The following is a 16,188-nucleotide window of genomic DNA, read 5'->3' on the forward strand; positions in this document are numbered from 1 at the left end:
ATGTCGCCTGAACCACCGCTATCGCGAGCAAGCCTGCTCCTACGACCGCGAACCATCGAACCATTCCATCGCGGTACGCCAGATGCAGATGCCCAAAAAGTAGGCCGACATCAGCAACCACAGCCCCATTACCATCGGGTTGATCACCGGATGATTGATCACCAGCGACATGCTGCAGAGCAACCAGATCGCAGTCACGGCGATGTTGATCGGCATGAACTTGCGTACGCGGAACGGGTGCAGGAATTTCATCCGGGTCACGGTCAGCAGCGCCAGGCCGATGACGGTTAGAAGGGTAATCCATGGAGACGGGCCAATAATGTACAGGCACAGCGCGACCACGTTCCAGGCAGCGGGGAAGCCCTGGAAGTAGTTGTCTTTGCTTTTCATGTTGACGTTGCAGAAGCAGAACAGCGACGACACCAGAATCAGCGACACCGTCAGCAGCAGGGTATAGTCCGGCAAGGGTATATAGCGGTAAATGAACAGCGCCGGAATAAACACGTAAGTCAGGTAATCGATAACCAGATCGAGAATTGAACCGTCGAAGCTCGGCAGCACCGATTGCACATTAACCTTGCGCGCCAGTGCGCCGTCGAGCCCGTCGACAATCAGGGCGACGCCCAGCCAGAGCAGGCAATTGATCGGCTGGTTTTCCAGCAACGCAAGGGTGGCGAGGAACGCGGTGACCACGCCTGTGGCGGTAAAACCATGGGCGCCCCATGCTTTGAGCCTGGCGATGTGTAGGGTGGATATCACGGGGGTGTTCTCCAAAAAGTAAAGCAAGCCGGTCATCACCCTCGATGATTGAGGGCGGCGGCAAACCGGTCGGGTTGCAGGTATCGACCGAAAATTCGCGAATAAGGTTCATCACTCATGAATCTTAGCTGGGTCGCGGCAAAAACCTGCGGATAAATGTGCCTTTGTGTCGGCCAAACGGTGGTGGCGCAATCGCCTGTGAAGACTATCGTTGCCTGACACTATCGAAGAGGGCCTCGTCATGAACACCAGCGATCTGCTCGAACAACTCTTGCGCGGCGGCCAGGGCACCTCGGCGCAACGCGGCGCCGGCAATGCAGCGGCCCCGGGCGGGCTCGATGGCTTGGGCGGTTTGGGTGGCTTGCTCGGCAGTCTGCTGGGTGGCGGTGCCCGTTCAGGCACCGGCGCGGGTGGCTTGGGAGGCATGCTCGGTGGTGTGCTGGGCGGCGGCTCGGCAACGGGCCGTAGCCGCTCGGGCGGCGGGGCCAACTACGCGGCACTGGCCTCACTGGGCATGATGGCCTTCAAAGCCTATCAAGCCTGGCAACGCAACCAGGCAACAGCACCGCAGGAGACGCCGCGCACCGTGGACCTGTTGTCCGGCCCGGAGGTCGAGCAGCATAGCCACGCCATCCTGCGTGCATTGATTGCAGCGGCCAAAGCCGACGGCCACATCGATGACGCCGAGCAGCAGATGATCAGCGCCGAGATCCGTCGGCATACGGACGACCCGCAATTGCAGCAATGGCTGGACGCCGAGGTGGCGCGGCCGCTGGACGTGGCCGATGTGGCTCGCGCCGCGACGGATCCGGCGATGGCCGCCGAAATGTTCCTGGCCAGCGTCATGTTGGTAGGTGATCAGCAGGATACCGAGCGCAATTATCTGGACGAACTCGCCGCTGCTCTGAAGATCGATCCGCAGTTGCAGGTGCAATTGGAAAACCAGGCCAAAGGTGAACTCGCCTGAGTGATTGCACCCCAATCCCGGCATCGCTCTGAAAGCCGTCTGTCAGGGCATTTTCAACCCGAATGGAATTTTTCTTGGGAAGCATCGCTCTGCTGATGTAGAGACGAACTGATCCAGCGTCCTGCCACTGGCCTCAGACCAAGAGATATTTCCATGACTGCCCTGACCCGACTTGAATCCCGGCCCGCCCACGAACACCCGATTCCTGGCGCCGGCACGACCAAGCAAATATATGCACAGCTGCTGCAGAGCGACCACGCCGAGCACCGCTGCGCGTTGGCCCACAGCTTTCTGGAATCACGGATACTCGAAGCCGCGCAGCTGCCCGAGGACATGCCCCGGGACCTGTCGGCCTTGCAGTCTTTCGTTGAACAGCACAGCGCTGACGTCGCCCGCCAATACGCCGACTACCTGCAACAACGCAAGGCGGGCGGGCCGCGGCAGTTCTTCAGCAACAAATCCCACGCGTTGTTTTTCCTGCAAGCCGTCGGACCGACCAAACTGGTGGATGGCGCATGGCTGTATGGCCTGTTGCAACACTGGCGCGACCCGCGTTTCGAAGGCCTGATCTGCACCTATCTGGAAGAGCTGGGCGATGGCAACCCCGCGCAGAACCATGTGGTGATCTATCGCAAACTGCTTGCCGAACACGGCTTGCAAGACAACGGCGTGATTGCCGACGAACACTACCTGCAGGGCGCCATTCAACTGGCTCTGGGTGAATGCACGGACAGCTTCCTGCCGGAAGTCATCGGCTACAACCTCGGCTACGAGCAACTGCCGTTGCACCTGCTGATCAGTTCTTACGAACTCAGCGAGCTGGGCATCGACCCGTATTACTTCACGCTCCATGTGACCATCGACAATGCCAGCACCGGCCATGCGCACAAAGCTGTGCAGTCGGTCCTTGAATTGCTGCCCATCGAAGGCGACCGCGAAGATTTCATGCGCAGGGTTGCGCTGGGTTATCGGCTCAATGACCTGGGGCAGGGCAGTCGCGCGATCATCGAGTCATTCGATCTGTACGGCGAAGTGCTGAACATGCTTGAGCGCAAACGCCCGTTCGGTCAGCACATGCATTCCGACTATTGCCGCTTCGAAGGCAAGACCGTCAACGAGTGGTTGTCTTCGCCAGAGCAACTGCCCGCTTTTCTTACGGCCATGGAAAACAAGGGCTGGATCAAGCGGCATCAGGACCCGCAGGAAAGCCGCTTCTGGCAGTTGATCGATGGAGACGGCGCGGCCATGTTCGGCGTGTTCAGCCCTTACGAAAAACAACTCCTGCAAGACTGGATTGCCGGTGACTGGAAACCCGAGCGTTCGCCTTCTGTGCCGCGTCGGGGAACATGCGCCGCTGTAGAACCTGCGCTGCCTGCCAACGATCCAGACATTCAAAGCCTGCAGTCGGCACTCGAAGGCGTGTCCGCCCATGACCAGATGCAGGCGTTGATTCCCTGGCTGACGGCGCGCCGCCACTCCCATCCTGCCGGGCTGATGGCCACGCGACGATTTATCGAACTCAAATCCAGTCTGCGCTAGGAGCACTGCATGAATCAGGAAGAACAACTCGGCGGCGCCGATCTCGCATTATTGCAATTGGGCCGCCGTTTGCAGGCTGATGGTTACCGTTTTATCACTCCAACCCCGCTCACTCATCAGCGCGTAAACGACCGAGCTTTCGGGCACCCCGCGCGCAACCTGCGCGAGGTGTTCGGTTGGTCGCGCCCATTTGAACCGGGGTTGTTGTCGGTGGATGAACAGCGTCAGCTCGCGCAAGCGGAGATTCTTCAAGAGAGCAACGGACGACTGAAAAGCCTCGTGCGCTGGTCGAGTCTGGACGACCTGCTGTTCGCCCATTCCGGGTTCCCCACAGAAGCAGCCGATGCGGTGTTTTTCGGTCCGGACTCCTACCGGTTCGCGCGGTTGATCCACGCTCATTTGCAGCACAGTTTCGCGCCCGTGCGGCGCGCCGTCGACATCGGTTGTGGCGCCGGCGTCGGCGCGATCGTGATTGCCCGCGCCCGTCGCGAAGCCGAGGTGTTGGCGGTTGACATCAACCCGGCGGCTCTACGCATGACGGCCGTCAATGCTGCGCTGGCGGAGTTGGCCAACCTCACTATCGAGACCAGCAACGTGCTTCAGGATGTCGACGGTCAATTCGACTTGATCGTTGCCAACCCGCCGTACATGGCCGATCCCGCCGAGCGCGCCTACCGTCACGGCGGTGGCGAATTTGGCGAGCAACTGTCTTTGCGCATCGTCGAGCAAGCCATGAATCGACTGGCTCCGGGCGGTTCTCTGGTGCTGTACACCGGTGTGGCGATGATCGACGGTCGCGATCCGTTTCTCGACGCGTTGATTCCGCGCCTGGAATCACCACTGTTCGCCTGGACCTACCGTGAGCTCGACCCCGATGTATTCGGCGAAGAGCTACTGACCCCCGGCTATCAACGGGTGGAAAGGATTGCGGTGGTCGCCTTGATCGTCACCCGTATCGGCCCCGGAATCGGGGGCAGCGTTGAATCGGCAGGTGCGCCATGAGCAAAAATCTGGATGACTATAACCGCATGCGCGATTTCTCGGCGACCTCGGAACCGGCCGCCAGGCCTTCCAAGCGCAAAGCCGCGAAAGACCATGCGTTGCAATTTTGCATCCAGAAACATGACGCCTCGCGTCTGCACTATGACTTCCGCCTGGAGCTCGACGGCGCGCTGAAAAGCTGGGCAGTGCCCAAAGGCCCGTCGCTGGATCCGCACGTCAAACGCTTGGCCGTGCATGTCGAGGACCATCCGCTCGACTATGCCACCTTCGAAGGCAGCATCCCTGAAGGTCATTACGGTGCCGGCGATGTGATCGTCTGGGACCGGGGCGTGTGGATTCCTCAGGAGGACCCCGCCACGGCCTATGCCAAAGGCAAGCTCAAGTTCGAGCTGCAGGGGGAGAAGCTCGGTGGTTTATGGAATCTGGTGCGGACGCACATGCCTGGCAAGCAAGAGCAATGGTTTCTGATCAAACATCAGGACAGCGCCGCCAAACCTGAAAGTGACTATGACGTGGTAGTCGCAGCGCCAGACAGCGTGCTCAGCGATCGCACCATCGTGCCGAAAAAATCGAAAACAGCAGCGGCCAAACCTAAAGCGGTGAAAAAACCGGCCGCCGTTGCGCCCAAGGCCAAGGCCAAGGCCAAGGCCAAGCCCAAGCCCACGCCATTGACCGGCGCACATAAAGCCAAGTTGCCGGACACCTTGAAACCTGAACTGGCGACCCTCGTGGAAAAAGCCCCGGGCGGCGAGTGGAGCTATGAGATCAAGTTTGACGGCTATCGCATCATGGCGCGCCTGGATCACGGTGAAGTCAAACTGTTCACGCGCAATGGCCATGACTGGACCCACAAATTGCCAAAGCAGGCCGAGGCGCTGACGGCGTTAGGCCTTGAATCGGCCTGGCTTGACGGCGAAATGGTGGTGGCCAACGAGCAAGGCGTGCCGGACTTTCAGGCACTGCAAAACGCCTTCGATTCGGGACGCAGTGGCAACATCATTTACTACCTGTTCGACATGCCGTACCTCAACGGCGTGGACCTTCGCGAAGTGCCGGTGGAAGAGCGGCGGGCGGCGCTGTCCACGGTGCTCAAGCCGAATGAGGACCCGCTGCTGCGTTTTTCCGATTCGTTTGGCGAAGAACCCGAAGCGCTGCTCAACAGTGCCTGTCAGATGCAAATGGAAGGGCTGATCGGCAAGCGTCTCGGCTCGCCTTATGTGTCGCGGCGCAGCAATGACTGGATCAAGCTCAAGTGCAAACATCGGCAGGAATTCGTCGTTGTCGGGTTTACCGATCCCAAGGGATCGCGTAACGCTTTCGGCGCGTTGCTGCTGGGCCTGCATGACCGCGATAGCGGCGAGTTGCGCTATGCCGGCAAGGTCGGCACCGGTTTCAATGAGTCGACCCTCAAGCGAATCTACGAACAGCTGAAACCGTTGCAGACGAAGAAACCGGCGGTGGCCAACCCGCCGACCGGCTTCGAGGCTAAAGGCGTGCACTGGCTCAAACCAACGCTGCTGGCGGAGGTCGCCTTTGCGGAAATGACCAAAGAGGGCTCGGTGCGTCACGCCGTTTTCCATGGTTTGCGCAACGACAAGCCTGCCGAAGACATCACTGAGGAGCGTCCGAAAGCCGTGAAAGCCGATCCTGCGAAAAAGCCCGCTGCTGCGGCGAAAAAGTCTTCCGCCGAAAAGCCCGCTGCTGCGGCGAAAAAGTCCGCTGCGGCAAAGAAGACCAGCACAGACAAACCCGCTGCCGCTCCCGTGAAGAAATCCGACAAGGCCGACACCGCGCCCTCACAGCTTGGGCTCGGCGGTGGCAAAGTGCGCATTACCCATCCAGACCGGGTGATCGACGCCAGCAGCGGTACCACCAAGTTGCAGCTGGCCGAGTACTACGCCAGCGTTGCCGAGTGGATCCTGCCCGAGCTGAAAGATCGCCCGGTGGCGCTGGTGCGAGCCCCGGACGGGATTGCCGGCGAACTGTTTTTTCAAAAGAACGCCGAGCGCCTGGCGATCCCGGGGATCAGCACGCTGGACAAAGCGCTGACTGGTCAGCCGGTCATGCTGATCAATAATCCTGAAGCCCTGATCGGCGCGGTGCAGATGAGCACCGTCGAGCTGCATACCTGGAACGCTACCTCGGTCAACCTCGACAAACCGGACCGCTTCGTTCTCGACCTCGACCCGGACCCGGCACTGCCGTGGAAAAGCATGGTCGAGGCGACGCAACTTACGCTCACAGTGCTGGACGAATTGGGGCTCACGGCATTTCTCAAGACCAGCGGCGGCAAGGGCATCCATTTGATGGTGCCGCTGACTCGCAAGGCCGGCTGGGATGAGGTGAAGGATTTCAGCCACGCCATCGTCACCCATATGGCAAAGCTGCTGCCAGACCGTTTTTCCGCCGTGTCCGGGCCAAAGAACCGGGTAGGGCGGATCTTCATCGATTACCTGCGCAACGGCTTGGGCGCGACCACCATTTGCGCCTACGCGGCCCGCACGCGCGAAGGCCTGCCGGTGTCCATGCCGATCTTTCGCGAAGAAGTGGCGGAGCTCAAGGGCGGCAATCAGTGGAACGTGCACAACGCCCATGAGCGTTTGGTCGAGGTCGGCAACGAGCCGTGGGCGGACTGGAAGAAAGCCAGGCAGACAATCACCGCTGAGATGCGCCGTCGGGTCGGGATGAAAAAATAGTGGGAATGGCCGCTCAGGCGTCGCGCAGCAAGTCGTTGGCGTTAAGCAATTCGTAGGCGATTTCCGGGCGCTTTTCGAGGCCGCGACGGATGGCCGCCGGGATCGCCTGGCGGGTCTTGCGACACATCCCCGGCAGTTCGTCGATGGAAATGGCGATGCCGCGCATGGTACGCACTTCATTGAAACCGGGCGCGATCGCGACCCGGATCCCCAGCTGTTCAAACATGCGCTGTTGCAGCCGTTCGAGATCGCTGAGGCTCTGCAGATTCTCCAGACGCTCGAGCAGACGCTTTTCTTCATTGCGCGTCAGCAACAGAATTCGAATGTCTGCATCCGGCTTTTCCAGCAGCGGTTCGCGCTCGCAGTTGCAAGCGCCGGGCGGGCAGGGTTGGCGGATCGAAAGCGGGGTTGTCATGCAGCCAATCATAGAGCGCTGCCCCCGGGTTTGCCCATCCCCGCTGAAGCCCATTCATCTCTCCCGAAAACGAACGAAATCTGTGTACCCTGTTCTGACCCGCACGAAAATCTGGGCGCACGGTACACATGAAGCAGTTGTTCAAAGTTATTTCGATGTTCGCCCTGGCACTCAGCCTGTTTGGATGCATTGCTGCGCCCATCGACCTGACGCCACAGACGGAGCAGCGTCTGCGCGAGCAACCGCCGAGCCGCTTTCTGCTGACCTTTGACGATGGCCCCAGTGCGTCCAGTTGGTGGAATCCGACCGCAACCGTGCTCGATAGCCTGGCGCTTAATCCGCTGCAGCCCGCTATCAAAGGGGTGTTTTTCGTCCAGACTCGCGCTTCCCGCGCGGGCGGCAGTGAGCAGGGGCGCGAGCTAATGGGCCGCGAGCACGCTGAGGGCCATATCCTGGGTTTGCACACCGCCACATCCGGCCACAGCAACCATCGACTGCTGAGTCCGGCAGAACTGGAAGAAACGCTCGGGTATGGCCGCGCGGACATCGCGTCAATCACCGGATCGCCGCCGAGCCTGATTCGCCCACCTTTCTGGAACTACGACAAACGCACCTTCGCAGCTTATCAACGCCATGGCCTGCATGTGCTGCTGACCGACCTGAGCGCCCATGACGGCAAAATCTGGGGTTTCAACGCCAGCCCCCGGCGACGTGCCAACATGCTGCGCCAGTTATCCGAAGTGCGCGAGCGGGTAGCGCGGGGTGAGTTGCCTGTGGTGGACGGGGTGATCCCGGTGGTCGTGACCTTCCACGACCTCAACCGTTACACCGCCCGCCACCTGCGCGAATACCTGCAGATACTGATCGACAGTGCCCGGGCCACTGGCGTGAATCTTGCCCCTAAAGCGTTTTACGATGATCACGCCGAACTGCAGCGAGCCGCCATGGCGCGCACGGTTCGCGACAGTTCAGAACCGGTGGCATTGCCGGGGATGTGGAACTGGATCTGGGGCAGTGATAACCGTTGAGTGATTCCTGAAACAGAGAGATCGTTTGATAGCTGACGCAGCCTTCGGCAGCTGCTACAAGGGTTGGGAGGGCCGAAAAGTTCACTGGCGGGGCAACAACTCCTCAATCATCCGCAAACAATGTTTCAACCCCGGCGAAACGTCGCCCACGCGCTGGCTTAGGATGATCGGCGAGGTGGCATTGTCTTCCAGCAAAGGCGTGAAGCCGATGTCGTCGCGATGCAGCAGTTGCACCGAGGCCGGCACCAGCGTTACGCCGATCCCGGCTCCCACCAGACCAATGGCCGTTTGCAGCTCGTTGGTCCATTGCGCTACGTTGATGCTCACACCACAGGATTCGAATAAGGCGATCACATGGTCGGCATAACTCGGGCGCGGATTGCCGGGGTAGAGCACGAAAGGTTCTTTGGCCAGTTCCCGCAGGCTGATCGGGCCGGCGAGTAACGGGTGACCGGCGGGCAGGGCGGCAACCAGGCGGTCTTCGGTCAACACCGTCTGAATGATCGCCGGATCGTCGATGCGGATTCGACCGAAGCCGATATCGATGCGCCCGGCCTTCAGCGCTTGTACCTGCTGCAGCGTGGTCATTTCCGACAGCCCCAGCTCAAGCTCCAGAGGCTCACCGCTGCGCAGCCGGCGTATCAGTTCCGGCAGCACACCATATAAAGTCGATGGCGCAAAACCGATGCCCAACCAGGTTTTTTCGCCAAGGCCGATGCGCCGGGTGTTGTCACACACCTTGCCCAGTTGTTCGAGCAGCGCGGTGCAATGCTCGTGGAAAAACCGTCCGGCATCAGTCAGCTTCAATGGCCGCCCGCGCTCCAGTAGCAGCACGCCCAGTTCATCCTCCAGTTGCTGAATCTGCCGGCTCAACGGCGGCTGAGCGATGTGCAGCAGCTCGGCGGCGCGGGTGAAGTTGAGGGTTTGAGCCAGCACCTGGAAGTAACGCAGGTGACGCAGTTCCATGGGACCTCCGAGATGAGTTTGCATACCTTAAAGGTATCAAGTCAGACCAATTCTATATTGGCCGCCCGGAAAAAGCCGTACGAGAATCGGTTCAAGAATTTTAAGAACCTGACGGGTATCGCCATGCGTGCAACAGCCATTGAATCGATCGAGACGATCATTGTCGATCTGCCGACCATCCGCCCACACAAGCTGGCGATGCACACCATGCAGAACCAGACGCTGGTGATCATTCGTGTGCGCTGCGCCGACGGCTTCGAAGGCCTCGGTGAATCGACCACTATCGGTGGCCTGGCCTATGGCAATGAAAGCCCGGAAAGCATCAAGACCAACATTGATCGACATTTTGCGCCGCTGCTGCTGGGCCAGGACGCGAGCAACATCAACGCTGCGATGTTGCGCCTGGAGCGCAGCATCCGTGGCAATACGTTTGCCAAATCCGGCATCGAAACCGCGTTGCTCGATGCGCAAGGTAAACGCCTTGGCCTGCCTGTCAGCGAACTTCTGGGCGGCCGCGTTCGCGATGCGCTGCCGGTGGCCTGGACCCTTGCCAGCGGCGACACGGCCAAGGACATCGCCGAAGCGGAGCAGATGCTCGACCTGCGCCGACATCGCATCTTCAAACTGAAAATCGGCGCCGGCGAGGTCAATCACGACCTGGCTCACGTCATCGCTATCAAAAAAGCCCTGGGCGATCGTGCCAGTGTGCGGGTCGACGTCAATCAAGCCTGGGACGAGGCGGTTGCCTCGCGCGCGTGCCGGATCCTCGGCAGCAACGGCATCGACCTGATCGAACAGCCGATCTCACGCAACAACCGCGCCGGCATGGCGCGTCTGAACCTGATGAGCCTGGCGCCCATCATGGCCGACGAATCCATCGAGTGTGTGGAGGACGCGTTCAATCTGGCGCGCGAAGGCGCTGCGTCGGTGTTTGCTTTGAAGATCGCCAAGAACGGCGGCCCACGCGCCGTGCTGCGTACCGCCGCGATTGCCGAAGCTGCCGGCATTGGCCTGTATGGCGGCACCATGCTTGAAGGCGGCCTCGGCACCATGGCTTCTGCGCACGCCTTCATCACCCTGAACAAACTGGCTTGGGACACCGAGCTGTTCGGGCCGTTGCTGCTGACTGAGGATGTTCTCGGCGAACCGCTGATCTACCGCGATTTCGAGCTGCACGTGCCGCAAACACCGGGCCTGGGCCTGAATCTCGATGAAGAGCGCCTGGCGTTTTTCCGTCGCGACAAGTCAACTACTGTCGTCCATCAAGTCTAAGGAGAGCATCATGCTGTTCCACGTAAAAATGACCGTGAATCTACCGGTCGACATGAATCCCGAAGCGGCCGCCAGTCTGAAGGCTGAAGAAAAAGCCTTGGCCCAGCGCCTGCAGGATCAGGGCAAGTGGCGCCATCTGTGGCGCATCGCCGGGCTTTACGCCAATTACAGCGTGTTTGATGTCGACAGCGTTCAGGAACTGCACGACCTGCTGATGCAATTGCCGCTTTACCCGTACATGGCGGTCGAAGTCACCGCAATGTGTCGGCATCCTTCTTCCATTCGCGAGGATGACCGCTGAACCGAGCCTGTGCAGTTCGCTACGCTAATAATTACAAGATGAGGAACCACCATGAACGTCAAGATTTCCCACACTGCCAGCGCCCAGAAGTTTCTCGAAGAGGCCAGCGGGCTGAGCAACGATGCCGGTAACCCGCGCACCAAGGCACTGATTTATCGCATCCTGCGCGACTCGGTGAATATCATCGAAGACCTCGCCGTGACCCCGGAAGAATTCTGGAAAGCCGTGAACTACCTGAACGTGCTGGGTGCGCGGCAGGAGGCCGGACTGGTCGTCGCCGGGCTCGGTCTGGAGCACTACCTCGACCTCTTGATGGATGCCGAAGACGAACAGAACGGCACGGCCGGCGGTACACCACGGACCATCGAAGGGCCGTTGTATGTGGCGGGTGCGCCGTTGTCGGATTTCGAAGCGCGCCTGGATGACGGCGTCGATCCTGGCGTGGTGCTGTTCATGCAGGGCCAGGTGAAAAACACGGCCGGTGAGCCGCTTGCCGGGGCGGTCGTCGATGTTTGGCACGCAAACACCGGCGGCACCTATTCGTATTTCGATACCACGCAGTCGGAGTTCAACCTGCGTCGCCGCATCGTCACCGATGCCGAAGGACGTTACCGTTTTCGCAGCATCGTGCCGTCGGGCTACGGTTGCCCGCCGGACGGTCCGACCCAGCAGTTGCTCGACCAACTGGGCCGACATGGTCAGCGTCCCGCGCACATCCATTTCTTCATCTCCGCGTCGGATCATCGTCACTTGACCACCCAGATCAACCTGGATGGCGACCAGTACCTGCACGACGATTTCGCCTACGCCACACGTGATGAGCTGATTGCGAAAATCACCTTCAGCGACGATCAGCAGCGTGCAGCGGCGTACGGTGTGAGCGGGCGCTTTGCCGAAATCGATTTCGACTTCACCCTGCAGAGCTCCGCGCAACCCGAAGAGCAACAGCGCATCGAGCGGGTTCGCGCGCTCGAGGACTGACAGCGCACTGTGGGAGCGAGCCTGCTCTCGAAGAGGCGTTCAGCAACAACATCCATGTTGACTGAAACTGCGCCTTCGCGAGCAGGCTCGCTCCCACAGTGTTTGCCAATGAAACCCCATAACAACAATGAGAGTGACCCGACGATGCAAGCGCAGTTACTGAGTCAGCGCAGCAGAATATTTGACCATGCCGACCCGTACGCGGTGTCGGGCTACGTCAACCAGCACGTCGGCAATCATTGCATCCGGATGCCCAGGGTCGGGCGACCCTTGGCCAGCCTCGATCATCGCAAGTTCGCCAGCCTCGACCTGTGCCGCATCAGTTACGGGGCCAGCGTGCGCGTGACATCGGGCGCGCTGGAAAGCGTTTATCACCTGCAAGTGCTGCTGCGCGGTCACTGCCTGTCGCGCGGTCACGGTCAGGAACATTACTTCGCTCCCGGCGAATTACTGCTGATCAATCCCGACGATACGGTGGACCTGACGTATTCGGCTGATTGCGAAAAATTCATCCTGAAAATCCCCACCCATCTGCTCCAGTCAGTCTGTGAGGAGCAGCGTTGGCGCTATCCGGGGCAGGGCGTGCGGTTTCTGGAAAACCGCTATCAGCTTGATCAGCTGGAAGGATTTGTCGGATTGCTGGCGATGATTTGCCAGGAAGCCGAAGCTACCGATCAGGTGCCCAAAGTGCAGGAGCATTACGCGCAAATCATCGTCAGCAAGATGCTCAGCCTGATGAAGACCAATGTCAGCCGCATAAGCTTAAGCTCACGGACGGCCACGTTCGACGTATTGGCAGACTACATCGCCGACCACCTCAAGCACGACATCGACAGCGAGGAACTGGCGCGCCAGGCCCGGATGAGCCTGCGTTCACTGTACGGGTTGTTTGAGCGCCACGCCGGCACTACGCCGAAAAACTATATCCGCCAAAAACGCCTCGAACGGATCAACGCCTGCCTCAGCGACCCGACCTGCAACGTGCGCAACGTTACGGAGATCGCCATGGATTAATAGTTTTCGTCTCAGTGAATTTGGAATGGCTTGTAGATCTTCAATACTTAATTGCCCATTTTTCAAATAGAGTTTTGGAAAGGCGACGTAACCGGTAATACCCCCAATCACCATCAACTTCCCCCAAATTCCCGCGTGCCGTAAAGGAGTTATAGTTTTCACCCCGACGCTATTTGGGAATAAGCTCAAAAGCATTTCAAATTTTCTACAAGCCATATAGAACGCCACTCCGCACCAAAGAAACATGTAGTGGTCTAATGAAACCGGACACCCATTTAGGCGAGAATGCTCGCCAGATCGAGGTGTCAGATGACCAAACAACGCCGTTCCTTTTCCGCTGAGTTCAAACGCGAGGCTGCCGACCTCGTGCTCAAGCAAAACTACAGCTACATCGAAGCCAGCCGTTCACTCGGCGTCGGCGAGTCGGCCCTGCGCCGTTGGGTTGACCAGGTTCAGAAGGAACGCCAAGGCGTCACTCCGCAGAGCAAAGCGCTGACACCGGAGCAGCAGAAAATCCAGGAGCTGGAAGCCCGGATCGCCCGTCTTGAACGGGAAAAATCGATATTAAAAAAGGCTACCGCGCTCTTGATGTCGGAAGATCACGAGCGTACGCGCTGATCAATCAGCTGAGCGTCCACGAGCCGGTTGATTGGCTGTGCCAAGTGTTTGAAATCAACCGCTCAAGTTACTACGCCCACCGCCTCAAGCGGCGAACGCCTGATGTCGAACGGCTTCGGTTGCGCAGCCGGGTGAGCGAGTTGTTTTCACAAAGTCGCAGTGCTGCCGGCAGCCGTAGCCTTCTCTCGCTGATGCGTGATGATGGTGAGCAACTCGGTCGGTTCAAAGTGCGCAGCTTGATGCGCGAGCTTGATCTCGTCAGTAAACAACCTGGTTCTCATGCCTATAAACGAGCAACGGTTGAACGGTTGGATATCCCGAACATCTTGAATCGGGAGTTCGATGTCCCGGCACCCAACCAGGTGTGGTGCGGCGACATCACTTACATTTGGGCCCAGGGGAAATGGCACTATCTGGCAGTCGTGCTGGATCTTTTTACGCGCCGGATAGTGGGCTGGGCATTGTCAGAAAAACCAGATGCTGGGTTGGTGATCAAGGCGCTGGACATGGCCTACGAACAGCGTGGAAGGCCTCAAGGGCTAATGTTTCACTCGGATCAAGGGTCGCAATATGCGAGCCGCCTGTTTCGCCAGCGGCTCTGGCGTTATCGCATGCGTCAGAGCATGAGTCGTCGAGGAAATTGCTGGGACAACGCGCCGATGGAGCGGGTGTTCCGCAGCTTGAAAACTGAATGGATACCGACCGTGGGCTACAGAACTGCTCAAGAAGCCCAGCGCGATATCAGCCATTTCTTAATGCATCGCTACAACTGGATTCGACCCCATCAATTCAACGGTGGACTGGCGCCAGCTCGGGCCGAAGAAAAACTTAACGTCGTGTCCGGGATTAGTTGACCACTACAACATGCATAAAAATACACCCGCGGATAGCAATCCTAAGACAAGCTGACTAGTGATCATTTTAGATTCTCGTATATTACTTCCGCTGCACTCTCTCCGGACATTCCCCCGATAGAACCACCCATGTAGGATCCGGTCCCAACAATTAATAAGCCACACACCAGGCCGACCGTTCCTCCGGTAGGTATGGAAAGTGCAGCGCATAGACTGTCCGCTAAGGGCGCCGTCAACATTGATCCAGCAGTTACACCACCCAACACTCCTCCCAAAAAAGCTCCACTTTCTGTGAATTTCACCTTCTCACAAGCCTCCACATTCCCTTCTGTACTAACACCCTGAACCTTAAGCGCTGACGCTCCACCGCCCACCGTCGTACCAACCCAAACCGCCATACTTCACATACTTCGCCGCCCTGGAAACAGCATTAATATGCGTGGCATAACCGGGGATCTGTCCAGCCGCCCCGGCTTTCTTCCAGCGATGGACAAGGCTTTTAGTCGATAGCCCCAACACGTTTTTCAGGTTGGGATGATCCGGAAACCCGATGCTTTTCCTTGTCAGTTTGGTGAGTTGGGTATCCAGTTGAGTCAGCAGGCGTTTGCGCTCGGCATAGAAATCAGGACAGTTGAGGTGACCGTTTGCTTGAAACGTTTTTGTGTGCAGCTTATCGATGGCACGCAACACAGCATCCACGTCATTCAGATTCTTCGAGAACATCGCCAGCCCGGCGCTGGCTCCGAGCGATCCTTTGGAAACAAGGAACGCGATTTCGTCATAGTGGCGAGCCATGAAGTCGGCCTCTTCCGCGCTGAGCGGCTCCAGCGCTTTATTTACGGTTTCCGCCGCTTGCATTAACAACGCATCTTCGAAGGTACAGAGATGATTGTCTGGATCACTGAGAACAATCAGCGTCCCGGCTTTGCGATTGGATGATCAAGTCCAGTTGTTCTTGCTGTAGGGCATGTAAACCGTGCACCGGCGTTCGGTGGCCCTGCGCGACATCATCTGCTATGCGCTTGGCATAGAGAGCGACTTCTCTATTGAACCGCTCGCGTGCCACACCGTGTACCAAGTGACGGGCGCTGATTGTCCGGGCCTGTGCTGTAAGTTTGCCTGCCGCACTGTTGACCTCCCTGATGTCATGATTTGAATTCATCCCTCCTCGCCCCACGAGCTGTATCCGGCCGTTTTCGCCAGATGGTGGGTCCAGCTGATATCGCGGTAACGAATCGCCACCTGCTCTTGGGGCTCTGCGTCGTTTTGAAAAATGGCATGAGGCATCTCAAGCGTCAGGTCGGCAATAACCCCGCCATTGATCGAAACGGTATAGAACTTCTCCTGAATTCCGGCGGGTGACACTCGGTAGAAACTGATCGTGCAGTTGATCTCCTCTCTGTTGGAAAGCGCCTGAGCAAGTAGCGGTGATGATTTGTCGACGGCTTTCGTGATGATGATCGGGTTGTGTGTTGACCTATTGAGGTTCCCGATCGTGGTGATGTTGTGGGTGTAGGCGAGCACCATGATTTGGTCTGTGTGCGCTGCCTGATACTTGTTGCCAATGGAATCCTGGGTCGAGCAGCCTGCTGAAATCAATCCTTGGGCTGTGCCATTTATGGTCATGTAACCGAGATTAGCCATGGAACCACTTCTTGTAGTCAGGCAGACAGTCTATGTAAAACATGTAAGCAGTTATGTAGTCCGATTCCGAAAATGCTGATGTGGAATGAGTGCTGCATTAATCGGACAAAGGTCTGCACCCCGCGGATAGTC

The 16,188-nt window shown here is 58.6% G+C and carries 14 protein-coding genes and 1 pseudogene; 10 read left to right on the plus strand and 5 right to left on the minus strand.

The window, feature by feature from the left end; genetic code table 11:
* Positions 1-39 precede the first annotated feature (39 nt).
* Entirely contained in the window at positions 40-759 is a 720-nt protein-coding gene (pcsA, locus tag ACYZTS_RS18530; RefSeq protein WP_028623478.1) for a phosphatidylcholine synthase, read from the minus strand.
* A 241-nt stretch (positions 760-1,000) separates the two neighbouring features.
* Here pcsA and ACYZTS_RS18535 point away from each other — a divergent pair, with 241 nt between their 5' ends.
* From ACYZTS_RS18535 to ligD, 4 genes are all read left to right on the plus strand, one after another.
* Positions 1,001-1,726, plus strand: coding sequence for a tellurite resistance TerB family protein (locus tag ACYZTS_RS18535; protein ID WP_461991090.1), 726 nt, complete (start codon positions 1,001-1,003; stop codon positions 1,724-1,726).
* A 153-nt stretch (positions 1,727-1,879) separates the two neighbouring features.
* On the plus strand, positions 1,880-3,265 hold the full coding sequence (locus ACYZTS_RS18540; protein ID WP_461991092.1) for an iron-containing redox enzyme family protein: 1,386 nt from the start codon (positions 1,880-1,882) through the stop codon (positions 3,263-3,265).
* A gap of 9 nt (positions 3,266-3,274) precedes the next feature.
* On the plus strand, positions 3,275-4,267 hold the full coding sequence (locus ACYZTS_RS18545) for a methyltransferase (protein ID WP_461991094.1): 993 nt from the start codon (positions 3,275-3,277) through the stop codon (positions 4,265-4,267).
* Positions 4,264-6,963 (plus strand): DNA ligase D, encoded by a 2,700-nt coding sequence (gene ligD / locus ACYZTS_RS18550; protein WP_461991096.1) that lies wholly within the window; start codon positions 4,264-4,266, stop codon positions 6,961-6,963. The genes ACYZTS_RS18545 and ligD overlap by 4 nt, the downstream gene beginning before the upstream one ends.
* Positions 6,964-6,976: 13 nt before the next feature.
* On the opposite strand, the gene ACYZTS_RS18555 is transcribed toward ligD, so the two are convergent.
* Positions 6,977-7,378 (minus strand): hypothetical protein, encoded by a 402-nt coding sequence (locus ACYZTS_RS18555; RefSeq protein WP_461991098.1) that lies wholly within the window; start codon positions 7,376-7,378, stop codon positions 6,977-6,979.
* A 128-nt stretch (positions 7,379-7,506) separates the two neighbouring features.
* Here ACYZTS_RS18555 and ACYZTS_RS18560 point away from each other — a divergent pair, with 128 nt between their 5' ends.
* Positions 7,507-8,406 carry a polysaccharide deacetylase family protein gene (locus ACYZTS_RS18560; RefSeq protein ID WP_461991099.1) on the plus strand — a complete coding sequence of 300 codons (900 nt, stop codon included), beginning with the start codon at positions 7,507-7,509 and terminating at the stop codon, positions 8,404-8,406.
* 81 nt (positions 8,407-8,487) lie between these two features.
* Here ACYZTS_RS18560 and ACYZTS_RS18565 read toward each other — a convergent pair whose 3' ends face one another.
* Complete coding sequence (locus ACYZTS_RS18565; protein ID WP_461991101.1) at positions 8,488-9,372, minus strand: LysR family transcriptional regulator; 885 nt, start codon at positions 9,370-9,372, stop codon at positions 8,488-8,490.
* 123 nt (positions 9,373-9,495) lie between these two features.
* Between ACYZTS_RS18565 and ACYZTS_RS18570 the strand changes: the two genes are divergently transcribed.
* The 5 genes and pseudogenes from ACYZTS_RS18570 to ACYZTS_RS18590 all read left to right on the plus strand — a co-directional run bounded on the left by ACYZTS_RS18570 (position 9,496) and on the right by ACYZTS_RS18590 (position 14,412).
* Positions 9,496-10,644, plus strand: a complete 1,149-nt coding sequence (locus tag ACYZTS_RS18570; RefSeq protein ID WP_461991103.1) for a muconate cycloisomerase family protein — start codon at positions 9,496-9,498, stop codon at positions 10,642-10,644.
* A gap of 10 nt (positions 10,645-10,654) precedes the next feature.
* Entirely contained in the window at positions 10,655-10,945 is a 291-nt protein-coding gene (gene catC, locus ACYZTS_RS18575; protein ID WP_461991105.1) for a muconolactone Delta-isomerase, read from the plus strand.
* A 51-nt stretch (positions 10,946-10,996) separates the two neighbouring features.
* The gene (gene catA / locus ACYZTS_RS18580) at positions 10,997-11,926 is read left to right on the plus strand and encodes a catechol 1,2-dioxygenase (RefSeq protein WP_461991107.1); all 930 of its coding nucleotides are present in this window, start codon (positions 10,997-10,999) and stop codon (positions 11,924-11,926) included.
* A 144-nt stretch (positions 11,927-12,070) separates the two neighbouring features.
* A pseudogene (locus ACYZTS_RS18585) lies at positions 12,071-12,937 on the plus strand (AraC family transcriptional regulator); the annotation flags it as partial.
* 312 nt (positions 12,938-13,249) lie between these two features.
* Positions 13,250-14,412 (plus strand): IS3 family transposase gene (locus ACYZTS_RS18590; protein ID WP_461991109.1). Its coding sequence is split into 2 segments (ribosomal slippage): positions 13,250-13,505 and positions 13,505-14,412, totalling 1,164 coding nucleotides; the frame shifts between segments, so codons are not numbered across the junction.
* A gap of 348 nt (positions 14,413-14,760) precedes the next feature.
* Here the strand turns inward: ACYZTS_RS18590 and ACYZTS_RS18595 are convergent.
* Positions 14,761-15,270, minus strand: coding sequence for a hypothetical protein (locus tag ACYZTS_RS18595; RefSeq protein WP_461991110.1), 510 nt, complete (start codon positions 15,268-15,270; stop codon positions 14,761-14,763).
* A gap of 300 nt (positions 15,271-15,570) precedes the next feature.
* On the minus strand, positions 15,571-16,056 hold the full coding sequence (locus ACYZTS_RS18600; RefSeq protein ID WP_461991112.1) for an Hcp family type VI secretion system effector: 486 nt from the start codon (positions 16,054-16,056) through the stop codon (positions 15,571-15,573).
* Positions 16,057-16,188: the final 132 nt, after the last annotated feature.

The sequence above is a fragment of the Pseudomonas sp. TMB3-21 genome (assembly GCF_054898145.1).